The sequence below is a fragment of the Dyella sp. AtDHG13 genome (assembly GCF_003201105.1).
Classification (GTDB): Bacteria; Pseudomonadota; Gammaproteobacteria; order Xanthomonadales; family Rhodanobacteraceae; genus Dyella; species Dyella jiangningensis_B.
The window spans coordinates 603957-625421 of sequence record NZ_QICJ01000002.1; the positions used below are offsets into that span (position 1 = coordinate 603957).

26 protein-coding genes are annotated in these 21465 nt (G+C 65.9%); 15 read left to right on the forward strand and 11 right to left on the reverse strand.

Annotation, left to right across the window (positions count from 1 at the left end; translation table 11 throughout):
* Nucleotides 1-134: 134 nt before the first annotated feature.
* From lolD to BDW41_RS05670, 9 genes are all read right to left on the reverse strand, one after another.
* Nucleotides 135-833 carry a lipoprotein-releasing ABC transporter ATP-binding protein LolD gene (gene lolD, locus BDW41_RS05630; protein WP_074550873.1) on the reverse strand — a complete coding sequence of 233 codons (699 nt, stop codon included), beginning with the start codon at nucleotides 831-833 and terminating at the stop codon, nucleotides 135-137.
* 4 nt (nucleotides 834-837) lie between these two features.
* A complete protein-coding gene (locus tag BDW41_RS05635) occupies nucleotides 838-2085 on the reverse strand; it encodes a lipoprotein-releasing ABC transporter permease subunit (RefSeq protein ID WP_074550871.1) in 1248 nt (415 codons plus the stop codon).
* A gap of 68 nt (nucleotides 2086-2153) precedes the next feature.
* Entirely contained in the window at nucleotides 2154-2609 is a 456-nt protein-coding gene (locus BDW41_RS05640; RefSeq protein WP_074550869.1) for a hypothetical protein, read from the reverse strand.
* Nucleotides 2581-2829: a succinate dehydrogenase assembly factor 2 gene (locus tag BDW41_RS05645; protein ID WP_074550867.1), complete on the reverse strand. Its 249-nt coding sequence runs from the start codon at nucleotides 2827-2829 to the stop codon at nucleotides 2581-2583. Before BDW41_RS05645 ends, BDW41_RS05640 begins: the two co-directional genes overlap by 29 nt.
* Nucleotides 2830-2989: 160 nt before the next feature.
* A complete protein-coding gene (locus tag BDW41_RS05650; RefSeq protein WP_074550866.1) occupies nucleotides 2990-3772 on the reverse strand; it encodes a succinate dehydrogenase iron-sulfur subunit in 783 nt (260 codons plus the stop codon).
* Nucleotides 3773-3793: 21 nt separating this feature from the next.
* Nucleotides 3794-5581 (reverse strand): succinate dehydrogenase flavoprotein subunit, encoded by a 1788-nt coding sequence (gene sdhA, locus BDW41_RS05655; RefSeq protein WP_074550864.1) that lies wholly within the window; start codon nucleotides 5579-5581, stop codon nucleotides 3794-3796.
* A 4-nt stretch (nucleotides 5582-5585) separates the two neighbouring features.
* Entirely contained in the window at nucleotides 5586-5999 is a 414-nt protein-coding gene (gene sdhD / locus BDW41_RS05660; protein WP_074550862.1) for a succinate dehydrogenase, hydrophobic membrane anchor protein, read from the reverse strand.
* On the reverse strand, nucleotides 5996-6391 hold the full coding sequence (sdhC, locus tag BDW41_RS05665) for a succinate dehydrogenase, cytochrome b556 subunit (protein WP_074550860.1): 396 nt from the start codon (nucleotides 6389-6391) through the stop codon (nucleotides 5996-5998). The genes sdhD and sdhC overlap by 4 nt, the downstream gene beginning before the upstream one ends.
* Before the next feature lie 85 nt (nucleotides 6392-6476).
* Nucleotides 6477-6644 carry a DUF1674 domain-containing protein gene (locus BDW41_RS05670; protein WP_074550858.1) on the reverse strand — a complete coding sequence of 56 codons (168 nt, stop codon included), beginning with the start codon at nucleotides 6642-6644 and terminating at the stop codon, nucleotides 6477-6479.
* A 59-nt stretch (nucleotides 6645-6703) separates the two neighbouring features.
* Here BDW41_RS05670 and BDW41_RS05675 point away from each other — a divergent pair, with 59 nt between their 5' ends.
* Entirely contained in the window at nucleotides 6704-7573 is an 870-nt protein-coding gene (locus BDW41_RS05675; protein WP_233496792.1) for a folate-binding protein, read from the forward strand.
* 457 nt (nucleotides 7574-8030) lie between these two features.
* On the forward strand, nucleotides 8031-8465 hold the full coding sequence (locus BDW41_RS05680; protein WP_074550854.1) for a cell wall hydrolase: 435 nt from the start codon (nucleotides 8031-8033) through the stop codon (nucleotides 8463-8465).
* Nucleotides 8466-8535: 70 nt separating this feature from the next.
* Here BDW41_RS05680 and BDW41_RS05685 read toward each other — a convergent pair whose 3' ends face one another.
* Together BDW41_RS05685 and BDW41_RS05690 are read right to left on the reverse strand one after the other, a co-directional pair.
* Complete coding sequence (locus BDW41_RS05685; protein WP_233496778.1) at nucleotides 8536-8856, reverse strand: glycine zipper 2TM domain-containing protein; 321 nt, start codon at nucleotides 8854-8856, stop codon at nucleotides 8536-8538.
* A 143-nt stretch (nucleotides 8857-8999) separates the two neighbouring features.
* Entirely contained in the window at nucleotides 9000-9581 is a 582-nt protein-coding gene (locus tag BDW41_RS05690; protein WP_074550850.1) for a glycine zipper 2TM domain-containing protein, read from the reverse strand.
* A gap of 139 nt (nucleotides 9582-9720) precedes the next feature.
* Between BDW41_RS05690 and BDW41_RS05695 the strand changes: the two genes are divergently transcribed.
* From BDW41_RS05695 to ccmD, 13 genes are all read left to right on the forward strand, one after another.
* On the forward strand, nucleotides 9721-10488 hold the full coding sequence (locus BDW41_RS05695) for a TatD family hydrolase (RefSeq protein WP_074550848.1): 768 nt from the start codon (nucleotides 9721-9723) through the stop codon (nucleotides 10486-10488).
* A gap of 117 nt (nucleotides 10489-10605) precedes the next feature.
* Nucleotides 10606-11082, forward strand: a complete 477-nt coding sequence (locus BDW41_RS05700) for a MarR family transcriptional regulator (RefSeq protein WP_343125751.1) — start codon at nucleotides 10606-10608, stop codon at nucleotides 11080-11082.
* Nucleotides 11079-12584: an efflux transporter outer membrane subunit gene (locus tag BDW41_RS05705; RefSeq protein WP_074550844.1), complete on the forward strand. Its 1506-nt coding sequence runs from the start codon at nucleotides 11079-11081 to the stop codon at nucleotides 12582-12584. Before BDW41_RS05700 ends, BDW41_RS05705 begins: the two co-directional genes overlap by 4 nt.
* Complete coding sequence (locus BDW41_RS05710) at nucleotides 12571-13773, forward strand: efflux RND transporter periplasmic adaptor subunit (protein WP_074550842.1); 1203 nt, start codon at nucleotides 12571-12573, stop codon at nucleotides 13771-13773. Before BDW41_RS05705 ends, BDW41_RS05710 begins: the two co-directional genes overlap by 14 nt.
* A gap of 21 nt (nucleotides 13774-13794) precedes the next feature.
* Nucleotides 13795-15354 carry a DHA2 family efflux MFS transporter permease subunit gene (locus BDW41_RS05715; protein ID WP_074550840.1) on the forward strand — a complete coding sequence of 520 codons (1560 nt, stop codon included), beginning with the start codon at nucleotides 13795-13797 and terminating at the stop codon, nucleotides 15352-15354.
* 150 nt (nucleotides 15355-15504) lie between these two features.
* Nucleotides 15505-15996 carry a polyhydroxyalkanoate synthesis repressor PhaR gene (gene phaR, locus BDW41_RS05720; RefSeq protein WP_074550838.1) on the forward strand — a complete coding sequence of 164 codons (492 nt, stop codon included), beginning with the start codon at nucleotides 15505-15507 and terminating at the stop codon, nucleotides 15994-15996.
* 102 nt (nucleotides 15997-16098) lie between these two features.
* Entirely contained in the window at nucleotides 16099-16860 is a 762-nt protein-coding gene (gene phbB, locus BDW41_RS05725) for an acetoacetyl-CoA reductase (protein WP_074550836.1), read from the forward strand.
* A 236-nt stretch (nucleotides 16861-17096) separates the two neighbouring features.
* Nucleotides 17097-18497: an NAD(P)/FAD-dependent oxidoreductase gene (locus BDW41_RS05730; protein WP_074550834.1), complete on the forward strand. Its 1401-nt coding sequence runs from the start codon at nucleotides 17097-17099 to the stop codon at nucleotides 18495-18497.
* Nucleotides 18490-18930 carry a DUF3293 domain-containing protein gene (locus BDW41_RS05735; protein ID WP_074550832.1) on the forward strand — a complete coding sequence of 147 codons (441 nt, stop codon included), beginning with the start codon at nucleotides 18490-18492 and terminating at the stop codon, nucleotides 18928-18930. Before BDW41_RS05730 ends, BDW41_RS05735 begins: the two co-directional genes overlap by 8 nt.
* Before the next feature lie 79 nt (nucleotides 18931-19009).
* Nucleotides 19010-19648 carry a cytochrome c biogenesis heme-transporting ATPase CcmA gene (gene ccmA / locus BDW41_RS05740; RefSeq protein WP_074550830.1) on the forward strand — a complete coding sequence of 213 codons (639 nt, stop codon included), beginning with the start codon at nucleotides 19010-19012 and terminating at the stop codon, nucleotides 19646-19648.
* Complete coding sequence (gene ccmB / locus BDW41_RS05745; RefSeq protein WP_074550829.1) at nucleotides 19645-20331, forward strand: heme exporter protein CcmB; 687 nt, start codon at nucleotides 19645-19647, stop codon at nucleotides 20329-20331. The genes ccmA and ccmB overlap by 4 nt, the downstream gene beginning before the upstream one ends.
* A gap of 140 nt (nucleotides 20332-20471) precedes the next feature.
* Nucleotides 20472-21281: a heme ABC transporter permease gene (locus BDW41_RS05750; RefSeq protein ID WP_074550827.1), complete on the forward strand. Its 810-nt coding sequence runs from the start codon at nucleotides 20472-20474 to the stop codon at nucleotides 21279-21281.
* Entirely contained in the window at nucleotides 21278-21463 is a 186-nt protein-coding gene (gene ccmD / locus BDW41_RS05755) for a heme exporter protein CcmD (RefSeq protein ID WP_074550825.1), read from the forward strand. The genes BDW41_RS05750 and ccmD overlap by 4 nt, the downstream gene beginning before the upstream one ends.
* Nucleotides 21464-21465 lie beyond the last annotated feature (2 nt).

The following is a 21465-nucleotide window of genomic DNA, read 5'->3' on the forward strand; positions in this document are numbered from 1 at the left end:
GTACCAGGGCACCGTCCTTGCGCACGTTCCATCCCGTTCCGTGAAAAGCAACAGGTTAGTGAGTGCGCAGCGACAACGGCGCTGAAAAACGTGTAGGCGTCAGCGCCAGGGGCCGCCCGATGGCGGCCGGGAGGTCAGGCGAAAACCTTGTCCACCAGCTCGCCGTTGTGCAGTTCGAGCGTGCGGTCCATCCGCGCCGCCAGGCGGTTGTCGTGCGTCACGAGGATGAAGCTGGTGCCGATCTCGCGGTTGAGTTCGAGCATCAGGTCGTACACCTGCGCGGCGTTGGTTTCGTCGAGGTTGCCGGTGGGTTCGTCGCCCAGCACCACGGCGGGGCGCGTCACCAGCGCGCGCGCCACGGCGCTGCGCTGGCGCTCGCCACCGGACAGCTCGGCCGGCTTGTGATGCAGGCGCTGGCCCAGGCCCACGCGCCCGAGCAGCAACGAGGCCTGTCGCTCCGCATCGCGGATCGACACGCCGCGGATCAACAGCGGCATGCAGACGTTTTCCAGCGCGGTGAACTCCGGCAGCAGATGGTGGAACTGGTAGATGAAGCCCATCGAGCGGTTGCGCACGCGGCCGCGTTCGGCATCGGACAGGCTGGACAGGTTGCGCCCTTCCACTTCCACCGAGCCCTTGGTCAGCGTATCCAGCCCGCCAAGGATGTGCAGCAGCGTGCTCTTGCCCGAGCCCGATGCGCCCACGATGGCCAGCGTCTCACCGCGATTCAACGTGAAGCTCACATCCGACAGCACGTCGGTCTTCAGGTCGCCTTCTTCGTACGTCTTGGCGATGTGGCTGGCGCGCATCACCACGCCGCTGTGGTTGTTCATCGGCTTATTCATAACGCAGCGCCTGCGCAGGCTGGGTGCGCGACGCACGCCAGGCGGGATAAAGGGTGGCCAGCAGCGAGAACAGGAAGGTGATCAAGGCCACCCAGCCCACGTCGCCCGCATCGAGCTTGCTCGGCAATTCGCTGATGTAATAGACGTCCGGCGAGAGGAAGGTCACGCCCGTGACGTGCTCGATCCACTTCACGATTACCGGCAGCTTCCACGACAGCAGCGAGCCCAGCGCCACGCCGAAGCCGATGCCGACGAAACCGACCAGCACGCCCTGCACCATGAACATGCCCATGATGCTGCGCGGCGTGGAGCCGAGCGTGCGCAGGATGGCGATGTCGGCCTGCTTGTCCGTCACCAGCATCATCAGCATGGAAATGAGGTTGATCACCGCGACCAGGATGATCAGCGAGAGGATGATGAACATCACTTTCTTCTCCATCGAAATGGCGGAGAAGAAGTTGGCGTGGCTGTCCATCCAGGTATCAACGCGATAGACCTGGCCCAGCTGGTCGGCCAGCTCGCGCGCCACTTCGCGCGCATTGAACATGTCGTCCAGCTTCAGGCGGATGCCGGTGGGGCCGTCCAGGCGATTGAGCCGCTCGGCGTCCGTCATGTTGACCAGGGCCAGGCCGGAGTCGAACTCCTGCATGCCCATTTCAAACACGCCCGACACGGTGAAGGTGCGCAGGCTCGGCACGCTGCCGGTGATCGGCGAGGACTGGAACGAAGGCACTGCGACAATGACCTTGTCGCCCACCGCGACACCCAGTTGCATCGCCAGCTCGCGGCCCAGCACGACATTCCAGCTGCCCGGGGTCAGCCCGCTGAGCTTGCCTTCCACCATGTGCTGGTCGATGTCCGACACCTTGGGCTCTTCCGCCGGCTCGATGCCGCGGATCAGTCCGCCCGTGGAACGGCGGGCCTGGAAGAACGCCTCCGACTCCACGTAGGGCGCAGCGCCCTTCACGTGCTTGTTCGCCTCGGCGATCTTCACCGCGCGCGGCCATTCCTCCACCGCCTGCCCGGGCATGCCCGATACGGTGGCATGCGAGATGGCGCCGAGGATGCGCGAGCGCAGTTCGTCGTCGAAGCCGTTCATCACCGACATCACCGTGATCAGCGCGGTCACGCTGATGGCGATGCATACGATGGACACAGTGGAAATGAAGGAGATGAACTGGTTGCGACGCTTGGCGCGGGTGTAACGCAGGCCGATGAAAAGCTCTAGCGGTCGGAACATTAGGGCGGTCGCTTTGGAAGTTCGATGGGCTGGCCGCCCGAATGGCGGGATTATCGCCTGTAACGCGGCTAAACCGTAGGACCGCGTTCAGCCGCCAGAGTGCCCGATGCCTCGACCTGTGCCAGCCGCATGCGCAGGCGACGACGGATATCCGCATCGCTGTTGTCCGGCGCCAGCAGCAACAAGGCCGATTGCCGCCCCGGCAAGGACAACCGCAACCACACGAGCTTCTCGCCGATCACCCGGAAGGACGCCAGGGTCGCCACGACATTCTCGCCGGCACGCATCCGCAGGCTCCAGCTGCCATCGCGCGCCCAGCCGGCGGCTTCGATGCGGCGATCCGAAAAACGCATCCACGTGCGCCGGCAAGCGAGCGGCACGCCCAGGGTCACGACCAGCTTGGCCGGCCACGGCACGGCGCTCATCCAGGTCGCCAGCAAGGCGATCGGGGATACGAACAGCAGCAGACGGCCCAGCCAGCGCGAAGGCCGGCACTCAAAGCCGATGGCGGGCGCGGATGTCATCGATGATGGCCTGCCAGTCCGGGCGGCTCGCCTTGGCGTGCCCCATCACCCAGTCCCACAGGTCCGGGTCCTGCACGTCCAGCAGTTCATCGAAGGCCTGGCGCTGGGCTTCGTCGGCGTGGGCGAAGCGCTCGTCCAGCCAGCCGCCGAACAGCGCGTCCAGTTCGCGGGTGCCGCGGCGGGTGCGCCAGCGAAGGCGCTTGATGCGGGCTTCGTCCATAAAAAACGCGGTGCGCCTCCTATCGAATACTCCCTCTCCCCTTGTGGGAGAGCTTTGGGGAGAGGGGGCGAGCTTGCCTCAGTCGGGCAAGTGCCGACCTTATCGCGAGCACCCGCCCCTCACCCTTCCCTCTCCCAAGAAGGGAGAGGGAACAGGAGCATTAGGTCCGACGCTCGACGATCAGCTTCTTGATCTCCGCAATCGCCTTGGCCGGGTTCAGGCCCTTCGGGCAGGTGCGGGCGCAGTTCATGATCGTGTGGCAGCGGTACAGCTTGAACGGATCTTCCAGATCGTCCAGGCGCGCACCGGTGTCCTCGTCCCGGCTGTCGACGATCCAGCGATAGGCCTGCAGCAGGATCGCGGGACCAAGGTAGCGGTCGCCGTTCCACCAGTAGCTCGGGCAGCTGGTCGAGCAGCAGGCACAGAGGATGCACTCGTAGAGGCCATCGAGCTTCTTGCGGTCTTCCGGCGACTGCAGGCGCTCCTTGTCGGCCGGCGCCGGGCTCTGTGTGCGCAGCCAGGGCTTGATCGAGGCGAACTGCGCGTAGAAGTGCGTGAGGTCCGGCACCAGGTCCTTCACCACCGGCATGTGCGGCAGCGGGTAGATCTTCACGTCGCCGGAGGCGCAATCACCGATGGCCTTGGTGCAGGCCAGGGTGTTGGTGCCGTCGATGTTCATGGCGCACGAACCGCAGATGCCTTCGCGGCACGAACGGCGCAGGGTCAGCGTCGGATCGATTTCGTTCTTGATCTTCAGCAGGGCGTCCAGAACCATCGGGCCGCACGCGGCGAGGTCTACCTCATACGTGTCGATGCGCGGGTTCTGGCCGTCGTCCGGCGACCAGCGATAGATGCGGAACGTCCGCGGCTTCTTCGCGTCCTTGGCCGGAAAGTGCTTGCCCGGCTGGACCGTGGAATTCTTGGGAAGCGAAAACTCTGCCACAGTGGCTCTCCAGTCCGGGTATCAGTAAACGCGCTTCTTCGGCGGCACGACTTCGACGTCGTTCGTCATGGTGTACATGTGCACCGGACGGAAGTCGAAGCTGGCCTTGCCGTTCTCGTCGACCGCCACCAGCGTGTGCTTCTGCCAGTTGTGGTCGTCGCGCTCCGGGAAGTCCTCGCGGGCATGCGCGCCGCGGCTCTCTTCGCGCTGGGCCGCCGAGTACATGGTGGCCACGGCCTGGTCGAGCAGGTTGGCAAGCTCCAGCGTCTCGATGAGGTCGGAGTTCCACACCAGCGAGCGATCGCTGACGCCCACGTCCTTGAACGAATCGCGGACCTTGGTGATCTTCTCGCAGCCTTCCTTCAGCGACTCGCCGGTGCGGAACACGGCCGCGTCGGTCTGCATGGTGCGCTGCATTTCCGCGCGGATCTTCGCGGTCGGCAGGCTGCCCTTGGCGTTGCGCAGGCCGTCGAAGCGCGCCAGTGCCTTGTCCAGCACGCTGGCCGGCAGGTCCTTGTGCGGCGTGTCCGGCTTGATGATCTCGGCGCAGCGGTGCGACACCGAGCGACCGAACACCACCAGGTCGAGCAGCGAGTTGGAGCCCAGGCGGTTGGCGCCGTGCACCGACACGCAGGCCGCTTCGCCGATGGCGAACAGGCCCGGCACGACGGCGTCGACGTTGTCGCCGCGCTTCTGCACCACTTCACCGTGATAGTTGGTGGGGATGCCACCCATGTTGTAATGGACGGTCGGGATCACCGGAATCGGCTCCTTGGTCACGTCCACGCCGGCGAAGATGCGCGCCGACTCGGCGATGCCCGGCAGGCGTTCGTGGATCACGTCCGCGCCCAGGTGCATCAGGTTGATGTGGATGTGGTCCTTGTGTTCGCCCACGCCGCGGCCTTCGCGGATCTCCATCGTCATCGCGCGGCTGACCACGTCGCGCGAAGCGAGATCCTTGGCATTCGGCGCGTAGCGCTCCATGAAGCGCTCACCGTTGGAGTTGGTGAGGTACCCGCCTTCGCCGCGCACGCCTTCGGTGATCAGGCAGCCCGAACCGTAGATGCCGGTCGGATGGAACTGCACGAACTCCATGTCCTGCAGCGCGAGGCCCGCGCGCAGCACCATGCCGCCACCGTCGCCGGTGCAGGTGTGCGCCGAGGTGGCGCTGAAGTAGGCGCGGCCGTAGCCGCCGGTCGCCAGCACCACCGCATGGCCGCGGAAGAAGTGCAAGGTGCCTTCGTTCATGTCCAGCGCGAGCACGCCGCGGCACACACCCTCTTCGTCGAAGATGAGGTCGATGGCGAAGTATTCGATGAAGAACGTGGCGTCGTGCGCCAGCGCCTGCTGGTACAGCGTGTGCAGGATGGCGTGGCCGGTGCGGTCGGCGGCGGCGCAGGTGCGCTGCGCGGTGCCCTTGCCGTAGTGCGTGGTCATGCCGCCGAACGGACGCTGGTAGATCTTGCCTTCCTCGGTACGCGAGAACGGCACGCCGTAGTGTTCCAGCTCGATGATGGCCGGAATCGCCTCGCGACACATGTATTCGATCGCATCCTGGTCGCCGAGCCAGTCGGAGCCCTTGATGGTGTCGTAGAAGTGGAAGCGCCAGTCGTCCTCGCCCATGTTGCCGAGCGCGGCCGAGATGCCGCCCTGCGCCGCCACGGTGTGCGAGCGCGTCGGAAACACCTTGGTGATGCACGCGGCCTTCAGTCCCTTCTCGGCCAGGCCGAAGGTGGCGCGCAGGCCCGCGCCGCCGGCGCCGACCACGATCACGTCGTACTTATGCTGTTGGATCTTGTAGCTTTCCATGGAATCAGGCTCCCAGCGCCACGCGCAGCACGGCCATCAAGGTGGCCAGCGTGCCGAGCACTGCAATGAACTTCACCAGCACCAGGAGGGCGACTTCCTTCCAGCGCGTATGCACGTAGTCTTCGATCACGACCTGCAGGCCGAGCACGGCGTGCCAGCACATGGCGAGCACGAAGGCCACCAGCAGCAGGGCGTTCCAGGGCTTGGCGATGATGCTCTTGGCGGTTGCGTAATCGGCGTGCAGTGCGCCCAGCACCGTCACCACGAACCACAGGGCGAGGAAGACCAGCGCCGTGGCGGTGACGCGCTGCGTCCACCAGTGGCCGACGCCGGACTGCGCCGAGCCGAGGCCGCGCGCGCGCTTGAGCGGGTTGCGCAACTGCTTGCGCACGTCATGCTGCTGACCGTTGGCGCTCATGCGGCACCTCCGCAGCACAGCACGTAGACCCAGACGAGAGCGGTCAGCACCACGCTGCCGATGATCGACAGCCAGCTGGAGCGCACGAACTGCGGGATGGCGTAGCCCATGCCGCCGTCCTGGAACAGGTGACGCACGCCGTTGCACAGGTGGTAGAACAGCGACCAGGTCCAGCCCAGCATCAGGATCAGACCGATCGGGCTGCCGATGCAGGTCTTGAACTGGTTGTAGCTGTCTTCGCCATTGGCGAGGGAGAACACTCCCCACAGTACGATCAGGGTTCCGACGGAAAGGGCAATGCCGGTGGCGCGGTGCACGATGGAGGTCACCATCTGCACTTGCCACTTATATATGCCCATGTGGGGAGAGAGCGGTCGTTGCGTGTCTGCCATGGCGGCTATCCTGGGTGGAATCGCTGATGCCCTATACCGCCCTTCCCTTACCCGACGACGCCGGCGCGGAGCCGGCGCGGCGCGATCAGAAGTCGATACAGCGCCCGTTCTTTTCCCAATCGCTGTAGCGGGTGGGGTCCGGGGCCGGTTTCTCCGTCGAAGTCTTTTCCGTGGCCGGAACCGCAGGCACGGCCGTCTGCTCCGCCGGAGCGGAAGCGGGCTTGGACTCAGTTTGGGAGGACGTATCGGACATGGTGTTTGAAAGCCGTAAAAGCGTAATACCTGCGTTAATGCAGCACAACCTTGACGGCGGTGCGTTCGTCTGCCAGTAGGGGCGGCGCCACTTGCATCTCCCGACCCCTGCCCTCAGTTCGCTCCCCTATGACGACAGACCACACCGCCCACACCCTGCTCCTCGAAGGCGCCGACGCCACCGCGTTCGCGCAAGCCCAGTTCAGCAGCAACGTCCAGTCGCTCGCCGTCGGCACCTGGCAATTCGGCGCATGGCTCGATGCTCAGGGTCGCGTGCTGGCCCTGTTTCACCTCGCGCGGCTTGCCGACGACGCCCTGCTGTTGCTGCTGCGCGGTGGCGATGCCACGTCCATGGCGCAGTCGCTGCAACGCTTCGTGTTCCGGTCCAAGGTCAAGCTGACCGTGCCCGAGACACGTCCTCTCGGCACCGGTCCGGCGCTGGAGACTTACGCCGCGCATCGTGAAGCCGACGCCTACGTGCTCGGCTGCGGCGACCACAGCATGATCATTGGAGCACCGCAATCGGACGACGCGTGGCGAGCACCGCAGATTCGACTCGGCTGGCCGTGGTTGCCGAACGATGCACTGGGCACCTTGCTTCCGCAGGCCATCTCGCTGGAACGCCTGCAGGCCGTCGCCTTCGACAAGGGCTGTTATCCGGGACAGGAAATTGTCGCTCGCCTGCACTATCGCGGCGGGCTGAAGCGGCATATGCATTGCGTCGTATTGTCGCAATACGTCGCCGGGGGCACGGTGCTGCACCGTGATGGCGAAAACGGCATTCGATTGCTCGATGTCGACGGCCGCGATGCAAGCATTCAGGCACTCGCTGTTATAGACGATGGTCTAATGCATGCCGTCGAAAATGTCGGCCGCATCGACACCGACGAGGGGGTATCGCTGCACGTGACGGAGAGTTGGCCCGCGTGATGAAAACCATCAAACGCAAAGATTCACGATCAGACGACAATGTGAGCGTGACGTGAACCTGAACCGCCAGGCACTTGCCAGATCTGAAATCGGCCACTAGGCTCCGCCAACCAAATTCGACGACGCCCAATGCCCACGGGTGTCGACATACGCGACGAACCGGAGGGGTCCGGATCGGCGCGACCCGGCAGAGATGCCGGTGTAAACACCGCCCCTTGGCGCGGTCACGTTGCAGGCACGAGGTCGTAGTACCCGAGCAATGCCCTTGCAGCACAACAAGTTTTGAGCGGCACCGGATCAGCCGTTCGACTGGCCACAATCCCGTGGCAAACCGCCTGACCACAAGTTTCGGTCGCGGCGATCAATCCAGGTGGAACGGCCTGCCCGCCCGTCCACCGCAACGGCGCGTGAAGTCAGCAGCAACGACCTCGCGCGTACAGCACGTTGGAGGCAGACAATGAAACTTTCGATGCTGTTGTGGTTAGCGTCCGTGCTACCCCAGCCCCTCGCGGACCAGACCTGCCTGGCCACGACGGTATATCTTGAGGCACGCAGTGAGTCGACCATCGGCCAGTACGCCGTGGCCGAAGTTGCCATGCGTCGCCGCGATCGCGGCACCTGGGGCGACAGCGTTTGTGAGGTCGTGACCTCCCCGCGTCAGTTTGCGCTGACGACAACCGCAAGCAATTTTGAAGTGACCGATCTCAACTCCTGGACCAAGGCGTGGAAGATTGCTGGCGATTCGATCAGCAACTGGAGCCTGCCGCAGGGAGAGCGCACGGTATATGTCCCGCGCGCGGACGCCTTCGCCACATTGGCAGTGACGCCGCAGTGGTCCAACAAGCGCGTCAAGACCATTGGCGAACACGCCTTCTACGCGGTCAACAACTGAACCACCCCAACCCATAAAAAAAGGCCCTCGCAAGAGGGCCTTTTCATTTGGACGTCCAGACGTCTATTCGTCAGAGACGATAGACGAGGTTGTTGCGGATCTGCACGTAGTCGCCCGGGCGAACCTGCGGATCGGCCGCCTGCGTCACCGTGGCGTAGCGGCCATCATCGAGCTTGATGGTGACCTGCCATGCCACGTCCGGGCCGCCGGAGTTCTTGCCGACCTGGTTGCCGATCGCGCCACCAGCCACCGCGCCCGCAACGGTCGTCAGGGCCTTGCCGCTGCCGCCGCCGAACTGGTTACCGATCACGCCGCCGGCAATGCCGCCGATGACCATGCCCAGCGGTGAATTCTCCTTCTGGGTCTGGATCTGGCGCACGTCACTGACCACGCCACACTGCTCGCAACGATTGGAAGCACCACTGTAAACCACTTGCCGCTGGGGCGGCGTCTCACATCCCGAAAGAAGCGCTACAGCAGAAACCAGTCCAAAGACAGCCAAACGTCGAAGCAGTGTATCCATGGCGTGAATCCTCAGTGAGCGTCGGAAACGGCTACCACACCCTCCTGCACCTGCAGCCTGTCACCCGGATCGTGGTCCATGCGCACAGTGCGGGTGACACCGTTGTACTCGTAACTCACGTCGTACGCCACCACCTTGTCGCCGCCGTTTCCGGGCACCGTTTCGCAGTGACGCTGGGTGGTCTGCTGCGTCGCATTCGCCTGATGGTTCTTCTGGATTTCATGGCCGGCATAGCCGCCGCCCACCGCGCCCGCGACCGTCGCCAGCGTGCGGCCCTTGCCGCCGCCAACCTGGTTGCCCAGCAGGCCACCCGCCACGGCACCAATGGCCGTGCCCGCGATCTGGTGCGTGTCCTGCACCGGCTTGTGCGTGGTGACCACCTCATCGTGGCACACCTGCTGCGGCGCACTCGCCGCCTCGCGCACCGGGGTGACGCTCACCACGCGTGCGTACTTGGCTCCGTTGGAAGCCCCCTGTTGCGCCATGCCGCCCACGCCACCGTCGGCATTGGCGTCCTTGTTGCACGCGGAAAGACCGAACGCCAATACACCGGCGAAACCGACATGCAGCGCCGAAACGACCAACCTGTTCATAATAATCTCCTGTTCTGGACCGGCGGAGCGCCCCCGCTCCCGCCATTTCGATCCCAGCGTGAACATTGAACCTCTGATTCACTGAATATTCGCTTAGATCGAAGCCGCCCATTTTTTCAAATTCAGGACGCTGAAAACTGTGCTTGAACTCACCGACAGCCATGCGCACATCGATGATGCGAGCTTCGCGTCCGACCGGGAGGCCATGTTTCAACGCGCGCGCGACGCCGGCGTACGGCATATCGTGGTGCCCGCCATCGACCAGGCCTCATGGCAAGGCATCGCGGACCTTTGCGCCGGGCATGGCGAGGCGCATGCCGCCTATGGCATGCATCCGATCTACATCGACCGGCATCGCCCCGAGCACCTGGACCAGCTCAGATCGTGGCTGCAGACGCATCGCGCCGTTGCCGTGGGAGAGATCGGTCTCGACTATTTCTTGGAAGGCCTGGATGTCGAGCGCCAGCGCGAGTACTTCCAGCAACAGCTGCGCATCGCCCGCGACATAGACCTTCCCGTCATCGTGCATGCGCGAAAGGCCATGGACGAAGTCACCTCCACCATGCGTCGCATCGGCGGCCTGCGCGGCGTGGTGCACAGCTTCTCCGGCAGCCTGCAGCAGGCGGAGCAGCTGTGGAACATGGGCTTTCATCTGGGTATAGGCGGGCCCGTCACGTATGAGCGGGCACAACGCCTTCGTCACATCGTCGCGACCATGCCTGTCGAACGATTGCTGCTGGAAACCGACGCACCGGACCAGCCCGGCGCCTGCCACCGCGGCGAACGCAACGAGCCGGCCAACATCATCGAAGTGCTCGACGTGATTTCGCAGCTGCGCGGTGAAAGCCCCGAAGCCATCGCGCAGGCCACCACCCGGAACGCCCGCGCCCTCTTCCGGCTCGCCTGAGGCTTGCGGGCCCCGGGAACCCGGCGCTAGACTTAATACTTCACTGGCGAACTATTCTTTGGTGAAATGAAGCGGATGCCCGAATGCCTTGCCCACATGGACGAGGGAATTGGCCGTGTGGGAGAGATCTTCCCGGACCTGCCGGCCCAGGAAGTGATCCTGACGCGCCTGTTGCTGCTGGTCGGTGGAACCCTGCTGGGCGAGCTTGAACGCAATCTGAGGCCGCATGGCCTGAACGACAGCGACTTCCGCACCCTGATGATGATCTACAGCAGCCCCACGGGCAGCGCCACGCCCAGCGAGCTGTGCGAGTACGCGCAACAGGGCGCCACCAACATGACGCGCATCGCCAACGCCCTGGTGAAGGCGGGGCTGATCACGCGCGCCACCAGCGCGGAGGATCGCCGCCGCATCGTGCTCAGCATCACCACCGCCGGCAAGCGTCTGGTGCGAAAGATTCTTCCGCCCTTGTTCCCGCACGTGCACGGGGCTTTCGCTTCGCTGACGGCGAGCGACAAACGCACGCTCGACCGACTGCTCCGCCAGATCGCTGTCAACATCGATTCGCTCACCCAGCCGGACTCCCGTCCATGACCCCATATCGATCCTCCCGCCACGGACTCGGCCGTCGCGCACTGCTTGCGTGCGCCGTCGCGCTCGCGGTCGCGGGCTGCTCCATTCCCGCCAAGCTCAACCGCCCGCCTGTTCGCGACGATGTCCCGCTGGCGGGCCTGGATACCGGCCACCGCGCCGGCTGGCCGGACACGGCCTGGTGGAAGCAGTACAACGATCCGCAACTCGACCACCTGATCGAGCTGGCGATGAAGGATTCGCCGGACATCGCCCAAGCCCGTTCGCGCGTGGAATCGGCGGAGCAATCCATTCGCGCCGCCACCGCGCAATCCGGCCTGAGCGTCAGCGGCAGCGCGCAGGTCGAGCGCCAGCGCCTCAGCGAAACCGGCCTGATCCCGCCGAAATTCCTCGGTTTCACCTGGTACAACCAGGGCGACATCGGCGTGCAGGCGCAATACGACTTCGACTTCTGGGGCAAGAAGCGCAACGCCATCGAAGGCGCCGTGGACCAGGCGCATGCGGCCGAAGCACAGCACAGCGCCGCAGCCCTGGCCATCCAGACCACCGTGGCCGACACCTATTTCGGCTGGCTCGCCGACCAGTCGCGCATCACCATCGCCAAGCAAGCGGTACAGACGGCCGAACAGCTGGAGCAGATCGCCGCGCTGCGCGTGAAGCAAGGCGTCGATCGCCCGGATACGCTGCAGTCGGCCAAGGCCCAGACGGCCTCCGCACGGCAGATGCTGGTGACCATCGAAAGCTCCGCGCGCATTCGACAGGCGGCGCTCGCCAGCCTGTGCGGCGTGTCGCCCGCGCAACTGCCGGCGCTGCAGCCACGCGCGTTGCCCAGCGTCACCACCGGCCTGCCCGACAATGTCGGCGTCGACCTGATCGCCCGCCGCCCCGACATCGCGGCCAGCCTGTGGCAAGTTGAAGCCGCATTGCGGCAAACCGATGTGGCGCGCGCGCAGTTCTTCCCGGACATCAGCATCAGCGCGATGGCGGGCCTGTCGAGCATTGATCTGGACAAGATGTTCAACTCGGGCAGCCGCGTGTTCGGTCTGACGCCCGCACTGCACCTGCCGATCTTCACCGGCGGCCTGCTGGAAGCGAACTACGACATCAGCAAGGCGCAATTGGAAGCGGCCGTGGCGCAGTACAACAGCACCGTGCTGAGCGCCGCCCGCGACGTCGCCACGCAAAGCCTCACCGCCGACCAGATCGAAGGACGCCGGCAGCAACAGGCGCGCGAGATCGCCGCCAACCAGCAGCTGCTCGCCACCGCGCAGTCGCGCGTGCAGCGCGGTGTGAGCGATCGCCGCGAAACGCTGAGCGCGCAGGCGCAGCTGCTGCAACAGCAGGACAGCGACGTGAGCCTGCAGGCCCAGGCGCTTTCCACCGATATCTCGCTGATCAAGGCACTGGGCGGCGGTTACCGCGCCAGCCTGCCGGAGCAGGCATCCAGCGAACGCCCCTCTTCCCCTTTGAACCTTTCCGGAGACGCCCCGAATGAGCGCCACTGATTCCGACGCCAACAAGAACGGCAACGACAGCGGCATGGCCGCGAAGGATCCGGCCAAGCGCCGCCGCGCGCTGCTGATCGTTGCCCTGGTTTTCATCCTCGCCGCCGCGACGTGGCTGCTGCTGTGGGTGTTCGTGTTCTCCACCCGCGAGAAGACCGACAACGCCTACGTCAACGGCAACCAGGTGGCGATTTCCGCGCAGGTGCCAGGCATCGTGGTGGCCATCCTCGCCGACGACACGCAGCGCGTGGAAGCCGGCCAAGTGCTGGTGAAGCTAGACAGCACCGACGCGGACGTGCGCCTGCAGCAGACCAGCAGCGCGCTCGCCCAGGCGGTTCGCCAAGTGCGACAGCAGACCGAATCGGCCAACAGCGCCGACGCCCAGGTGGCCCGCGCACGCGTGGACCTGAAGAAGGCCGAGGCCGACCTCGCGCGCAGCGCGCCGCTGATCGCCGCCCAGGCGGAAGCGCCGCAGAACGTGCAGCATCTGCGCGATGCGGTGGATCAGGCACGCGCCTCGCTGGATGCCGCCGTCGCTCAGGCCGCCGCCTCGCGCGCCGCCATCGAGGGCACGCAGATCGCCAACAATCCGGCGGTGGAACAGGCGCGCGCGAATTTCCGCTCGGCCTGGATCGCCGCCCAGCGCAACAACATCTATGCGCCGGTCACCGGTTACGTGGCGCAGCGCAGCGTGCAGGTGGGCAACAGCGTGCAGCCCGGCCAGCAGCTGATGAGCGTGGTGCCGCTGCACGACCTGTGGGTGGACGCCAACTTCAAGGAAAACCAGCTGCGTCATATCCGCGTGGGCCAGCCCGCCAAGGTCGAGGCCGACGTCTACGGTGGCAGCGTCGAGTTCCACGGCAAGGTGGTCGGCCTGGGCGCCGGCACCGGCAGCGTGTTCTCGCTGCTGCCGGCGCAGAACGCCACCGGCAACTGGATCAAGGTGGTGCAGCGCGTGCCGGTGCGCATCGCGCTCGACAACAAGGACCTGGACGACCATCCGCTGCGCGTGGGCCTGTCCACCGAGGTCACGGTGGACATCACCAACGACAAGGGCGCGATGAACGCCGCCCAGGGCAACGGCCAGCCAATCGCGCAGACCACGGTCTACGACCAGATGGCCAGCAAGGCCGACGAAGAGGCCGAGAAGATCATCAAGGCCAACCTCAGCCCCCGCGACGCGAACTGACGAGACGACGGGCACGCCGCCATGGCTGACAATTCCGCCGAAGAAAAAACCGCCGAAGGCTTGCCGCCTTTGCATGGCACCGCGCTGGTCCTGCTGACCATCGCGGTGGCGTTCAGCACCTTCATGGAGGTGCTGGACATGACCATCGTCAACGTGGCCGTGCCGCACATCGCCGGCAGCCTGGGCGTGAGCGCCAACGAAGGCACCTGGACGATCAGTTCGTATTCGCTGGCCAGCGCCATCATGCAGCCGCTGACCGGCTGGATCGCACGACGCTTCGGCGAAGTGAAGACCTTCGTGGTCTCCGTGGGCCTATTCGTGGTGTTCTCCATGATGTGCGGCCTAGCCACGTCGATGCCGATGCTGGTGTTCGCCCGCCTGATGCAGGGCGCCGGCTCCGGCCCGATGGTGGCGCTGTCGCTCACCCTGCTGCTGGCGAGCTACCCCAAGGCCAAGCAGGGCATCGCGCTGGCCCTGTGGGCCATGACCGTGGTGGTGGCGCCGATCTTCGGCCCCATCCTGGGCGGCTGGCTTACCGACAACTTCTCGTGGCCGTGGATCTTCTACATCAACCTGCCGGTGGGCGTGCTCGCGGGCGTGATCACCTGGACCTTGCTGCGCAAGCGCGAGACCAAGACGTTCCAGTCACCGATCGACGTGATCGGCCTGGTGCTGCTGGTGGCCGGCGTGGGCTGCCTGCAGTTCATGCTGGACAACGGCAACGACCATGACTGGTTCGCCTCCGGCCTGATCACCACGCTGGGCATCATCGCCCTGGTGTGCCTGACCTTCCTGGTGGTATGGGAGCTGCACGCCAAGCATCCGGTGGTCGATCTCACCCTGTTCAAGCAGCGCAACTTCACCGCGGGCGTGATCGCCCTGTCGCTGGGCATGTTCGCCTTCTTCGGCATCAACGTGGTGTTTCCGCTGTGGCTGCAGACCACGCTGGGCTACACGGCCACGTGGGCCGGCCTGGCCACCGCGCCGGTGGGCATCCTCGCCTTCCTGCTGTCGCCCGTGATCGGCCGCAACATGCAGAAGCTGGAATTGCGCGCGGTGGTGACGTTCGCCTTCGTGGTGTTCGCGGGCACCTCGTACTGGTTCTCCACCTTCGACAGCGGCGCGTCGTTCTCCACCCTGGTGCTGCCGCGCTTCGTGATGGGCGTGGCCATCCCCTGCTTCTTCATCCCGCTCAACCAGATCTACCTCTCGGGGCTGCCGGCGAACGAGATCGCCAGCGCCAGCGGCCTGGCCAACTTCTTCCGCACCCTGGGCTCCAGCGTGTCCACGGCGGTGACGGTGACGCTGTGGCAGCATCGCGGCATCCTGCACCACGCCACCCTGACCGAGAACGTCACGGGCGCCAGCCAGCCGGCCACGCAGATCGTGGGGCAGCTGACGCATGGCGGCCTGGGCCAGACCCAGGCGCTGGGCGTGGTGGATCAGCTGGTGAACAAGGAAGCCCTGACCCTGGCGGTGAACGACATCTTCCTGCTCTGCGCCGTGCTGTTCATCGTGCTGATCCCCGTGATCTGGCTGGCCAAGCCGCCGTTCGGCTCGGCGGGCGGCCCGGCGCACTGACCCTGCGTGCCGGATTGCACCCAATCCGGCACAAACCGGCAACAACAGGCATGTGGTTGATCTAACAGGAATTGCTGCAACTGACCAGTGCAGCAATGAATACCAGTTGGGCGACTGGTGCGGCGCAATACCTTCTGCTAGTTTGTGTGCATGGCACAAACGATCCGCATCATCAAGAAGTATCCGAACCGTCGGCTCTACGACACGGAAATCTCCAGCTACATCACGCTGGAAGAGGTCCGTCAGCTGGTGTTGGACGGCGAAACCTTCGAAGTCCGCGACGCCAAGAGCGGTGAAGACCTCACCCGCTCGGTCCTGTTGCAGATCATCTCCGAGCACGAGGAGAAGGGGCAGCCGATGCTGTCGCCCCAGCTGCTCAGCCAGATCATCCGCTTCTACGGCGACTCGCTGCAGGGTTTCATGGGCCCGTACCTGGAACGCAGCCTGCAGGTCTTCCTCGACCAGCAGCAGCAGTTCCGCACGCAACTCAACAGCCTGCTCGGCCAGACGCCCTGGTCCATGCTCAACGACCTGACCGAGCGCAACATGGAAGCCTGGCGCAACATGCAGCGCGGGCTGCTGGACACGGCCACGCAGGCGACCACGCCGCCGCGCGGCACCACCACCAAGAAGCCGGGCTGAGCCAGCCCGCCGCGGTGGCCCGCATCGCGGGCCGCCTTTCCGTCTCATCCGCCGCTGCAGCACAACACGTGCTGCCCTGCGGCATGTGTACGAGTCCTTCACATGACGCATCACACTCGCGCACCGCGCGTCGCCCTCGTCACCGGCGGCATCGGCGGCCTGGGCACCGAAATCTGTCGCCAGCTGGCTCAGGCCGGCCGGCAGGTCATCGCCGTCGACCTGGGGAATCGCGAGGAACGGCTCGACGCCTTCCGGCGTGACACGGCCGATCTCGATGGTGCGGTGAAGTTCGAAGCCGCCGACGTCAGCCAGTTCGACAGCTGCGCCGAACTCATCGGCCGCGTCGAGCAGCAGCACGGCAGCGTGGACATCCTGGTGAACGCCGCCGGCATCACGCGCGACACCAGCCTGCGCAAGATGACGCCGCAGCAATGGCACGAGCTGATGCGCGTGAACCTGGACGGCGTGTTCAACATGTGCCGCAACGTGGTGGAAGGCATGAGCACGCGCGGCTTCGGCCGCATCGTGAACCTCAGCTCGGTCAACGGCCAGACCGGCCAGTTCGGCCAGACCAACTACTCCGCCGCCAAGGCCGGCGTGCACGGCTTCGGCATGGCGCTGGCGCGCGAGACGGCGCGCAAGGGCATCACGGTGAATACGGTGTCGCCCGGCTATTGCGATACCGCGCTGGTGGCCGCCGTGCCGCAGGACATCCGCGAGCAGATCATCGCCGACATTCCCGTCGGCCGCCTCGGCTCGCCGGGCGACATCGCCCGCGCCGTCGCCTTCCTCACCGCCGACGACGCCGGTTACATCACGGGAGCCAACCTGCCGGTCAATGGCGGGTACTTCATGAGTTTCTGACGAGGGGGCGGTCGCGGTACGCAACACCCTTCGCGCTCAGCTCGTCATCCCAGCGAAAGCTGGGATCCAGCGACTTTGAATGCGTGGAAAAAAGGCACTGGATCCCAGCTTTCGCTGGGATGACGGCCATGACATGCGCGGCACATCGCGCCATGCCGCACTGCGCATCGCCCCGCCCGCCCCGGACCCGCTACTCTTAGCGTTTTACGCGGTTGCCACCTACGCAGCGGGATTTCATGGCGAAGCACATCACCCTTATCGGCGGCGGCCTGGTCGGCGCCTTGCTGGCGCAGCAACTGGCGAAGCGGGGTTTCGCCGTCGACGTTTTCGAGAAGCGCGCCGATCCGCGCATCGCCGGCTTCACCGGTGGCCGCTCCATCAATCTTGCCCTGGCCGAGCGCGGCCTGCAGGCACTGCGCGAGGCGGGTCTCGCCGAGGATGTGCTCCAGCGCGCGGTGATGATGCGCGGCCGCATGGTGCACACGCGCGACGGCCGCTCCGGCCTGCAGCGCTACGGCGTGGACGACAGCGAGGTGATCTGGTCGGTCTCGCGTGGCGCGCTGAACATGCTGCTGCTGGACGCCGCCGAAACAGCCGGCGTGCATTTTCATTTCGGCCAGTCGCTGGCCAGCGCGGATTTCGACCGTGGCCGCATCCGCCTCGTCGACGAGCAAGGCGTGTCGCGCGAGCTCGATGCGCCCGTCGTCATCGGTGCCGATGGCGCGGGCTCCGCCCTGCGCGCGGCCATGAATGCCCATGCCCCCCTGGGCGAGCGCGTGGAATCGCTGGGCCACGGCTACAAGGAGCTGGAAATCCCGCCGGCTGGCGGGCTGCCCGCCGACCTGGTCGGGCGCAGCGGTGGGCACGACCAGTTCGCGCTGGAACCGCATGCGCTGCACATCTGGCCGCGCGGCGGCTACATGTGCATCGCCCTGCCCAATACCGAGGGCAGCTTCACCGTCACGCTGTTCCTGCCGGCGCATGGGCCGCACCCGAGCTTCGACACGCTGGGCGGCGCGGACAGCGCGCGTGCGTTCTTCGCGGAAGACTTCCCCGACCTGCTGCCGCTGATCCCCGATTTCGCCAACGACTACGACAGCCATCCCGTGGGCACGCTGTCCACGCTGTATCTGGACCGCTGGCATCTGGATGGACGCGCGCTGCTCGTCGGCGACGCCGCGCACGCCATCGTGCCCTTCCACGGCCAGGGCATGAACTGCGGCTTCGAGGACACCGTGGTGCTGGCCGCGCTGCTTGCCGAGGCGCCAGGCGACACCGGCGACGTGTTCGCCGAATTCCAGCGCATCCGCCAACCGAACAGCGACGCCATCGCCGCGATGGCGCTGGAAAACTACGTGGAGATGCGCGACTCGGTCGCCGACCCGCACTACCTTGCCAAGCGTGCGCTGGGCGCCCTGCTGGCCGAACGCGCGCCGGAACACTTCATGGCGCGCTACCGCATGGTCACCTTCACCCACCTGCCCTACGCCTACGCTTACGAGCGCGGCCGCGCGCAGGACGTGCTGCTGGATCAATTGCTGCGCGGCTCCGCCGACGCCACGGCGGTGGACCTGGGCGCCGCCGTCGACGCGCTTCGCGCCACGCTGCCGCCATTGCCCGATCTGCGGCATGGATGAGGCGCTGCTCGCCGCGTACCGGGCCACCGACTACCGGGTGCGCCTGCCACGCGGCGGCTGGGCCACCATCCGCATCGATCACGCCCTGCCACCCGCCTTGCTTGCCTTGAGCGGGAACCGCGCTTGGGGTTTCATCACGGCCTGGAACCCGCTTTCACGGCCGACTTCCCTCGCCCACAACCGCGCGGCGCAGCGCACGCTGCTGGCGACGTTGCGCGCCTTGCCGCAAACCGTGCAGGTTCGCGCCGGCGTCGGCGCCAGCCCGGATGGGCGATGGCGGGAAGCGAGCCTGTGGGTGGTCGGCCCGGATGTGGCCGCGCTCGATGAACTGGCCCGCCAATTCGGACAGTTCGGCTACGTGCACGGCGAGGCCGCATCGCCCGCGCGGCTGCGCCTTGTGCCCGGTCTCGGCGCGCCGGCCACGGACGTATGAAAAGGGCGAAGCGGACACATTCCGCTGGCGGCACCCCGCCGCATGGACAAGCCCGCCGGGCTTTGCGGACAATCGGCCGATGACTGCCCCTCACGCCGTCGCCGCGCCTCTGCTGGAGGCCCGGGCGCTCACTTTCTACCGCCAGGACGAACCCGTGTTCGGCCCGCTGGATTTCTGTCTGCACGAAGGTGAAGTGGCGCTGGTGGAGGGCGACAACGGCAGCGGCAAGACGACCTTGCTGCGCATCCTTGCCGGTTTGCTGCATATCGACGAAGGCTCGCTCGCCTGGCGCGGCCAGCCGTGGCGTCGCGTGGAGCATCTCGGCGACACGCTCTTCCTCGGCCATCACCTCGGCCTCAAGGCCGATCTCAGTGCGCGGGAGAACCTCGCCGTTGCCGCAGGTCTTTACGGTGCGCGCGATGGACGCTCGGTGGGTGGCGTGCTCAACGACATCGGTCTCGCCGGTTACGAAGACGAGCCCGTGCGCCGGCTTTCCGCCGGCCAGAAAAAACGCGCCGCGCTCGCGCGCCTGCTGCTGCTGCCCGCCACGCTGTGGCTGCTGGACGAGCCTTACGCCAATCTCGACCGCACCGGCATCGAACTGGTGAATCGCCTGCTCGCGCAGCACGCGGCGGAAGGCGGCGCCGCCCTGGTGACCAGCCACGGCGCGGTGAGCTTTCTCGCCGGCGAACCGAAACGGGTACGCATGCACGCATGAGCCACGCGCCGCTCGCTTCCGCCTGCGCCGCCGTGCTGCGCCGCGACCTCACCCTGGCCTGGCGTCGTCGCGGCGACATCGTCATGCCGGTGCTGTATGCGTTGATCGTGATCACGCTGTTTCCGTTCGCACTGGGGCCGGAAGAGGCCCTGCTCCAGCGCATCGCCGGCGGCGCGGTGCTGGTGACCATGCTGCTGGCCATGCTGCTGGCGCTGGACGCCATGTTCCGCAGCGACATCGAAGACGGTTCGCTGGAGCAACTCATGCTGTCGCCGCAGCCGCTGGCGCTGATGCTGGGCATGAAGATCCTGGCGCACTGGATCACCACCGCCCTGCCGCTCATCGTCATTGCGCCGTTGCTGGCCGGCATGCTGCATTTGCCCACGGCGGTGATGCCGGTGCTGGTCTACGCGCTGCTGCTGTCCACGCCCTTGCTGAGCCTGCTCGGCGCGGTACTGGTGGCGCTGACGGCCGGCACGCGACGCTCTGGTATGCTGCTGGCGCTGATGCTGCTGCCGCTTTGCGTACCCGTGGTGATCTTTGCCGCAGGCGCCGTCGCCGCGGCTCAACAGGGGCTGCCGTGGCTTGCGCCCATCGCCTGGCTGGGCGCCGCGCTGGTCATGGCGCTGGTGCTCGCCCCCCTGGCCTGTGCCACCGCCCTCCGCATAGCTCTGGATGCATAGGAACCTGTTTATGCCTGTTCCATACCCCGCGTTGTCGCTCAGGCGTGTATCGACATACACGTCCTTCGTTCTTCCTTGTCCTGCGCGCAAACAGATCCCGGCGCGGGGCATGGAACAGGCATAAACAGGTTCCTGAGACAATGGCCAACTGGATCCCGCTCTGGGTTCACAAGCTCAGCTCGCCGCCGAACTTCTACCGTTTCGCCGGCGTGGTTCGCCCGTGGGCGCTGGCCCTTGCGCTGATCACCGGCGCCGTCGCGCTCTACGGTGGACTGGTCCTGGCGCCGGCGGATTACCAGCAAGGCGATGCCTACCGCATCATCTTCATCCACGTGCCCAGCGCGTGGATGAGCCTCTTCATCTATGGCGTGATGGCCGTCGCCTCGTTCATCTCGCTGGTGTGGCGCATCAAGCTGGCCGAAGTGGTGGCGATGGAATCGGCGCCCATCGGCGCGGCCTTCACCTTCATCACCCTGGTCACCGGCTCGTTGTGGGGCAAGCCGATGTGGGGCACATGGTGGACGTGGGATGCGCGCCTCACTTCCGAGCTGGTGCTGCTGTTTCTGTACCTCGGCGTGATCGGCCTGTACCACTCCTTCGAGGATCGCCGGCAAGGCGCGCGCGCCGCTGCCTTCCTCGCCATCATCGGCATCATCAATGTGCCGATCGTGCATTTCTCGGTGAACTGGTGGAACACGCTGCACCAGGGTTCCACCGTGCGCATCCTCGGGCCCTCGAAGATCAGCGGCGACATGCTGTGGCCGCTGCTCACCATGATGGCCGCGACCAAGTTCTATTACATCGCCAGCCTGTTTGGCCGCGTGCGCACCGACTTGCTTTCGATGGAAAGCGGCAAGGACTGGGTAAAGCAGATTGCCGACGCATACGGCAGTGCCAGTGCCGCGAGCGCAGGACGCGCAGGAGCGGCAGAGAAGGAGAGCAAGGCATGAGCGCCTTTCTCGCCATGGGCGGCTACGCCATGTACGTGTGGCCGGCGTATGCGGTGTTCTTCATCGTGCTGATCGCCGACTACCTCAACCCGTCGCTGCGCCGCCGCCGCAACCTGCGCGAACTGCGCAGCCGCATGGCGCGGCAGGCCGCACGCCAGCAACGCAACCCGACACCGCCCTGAGC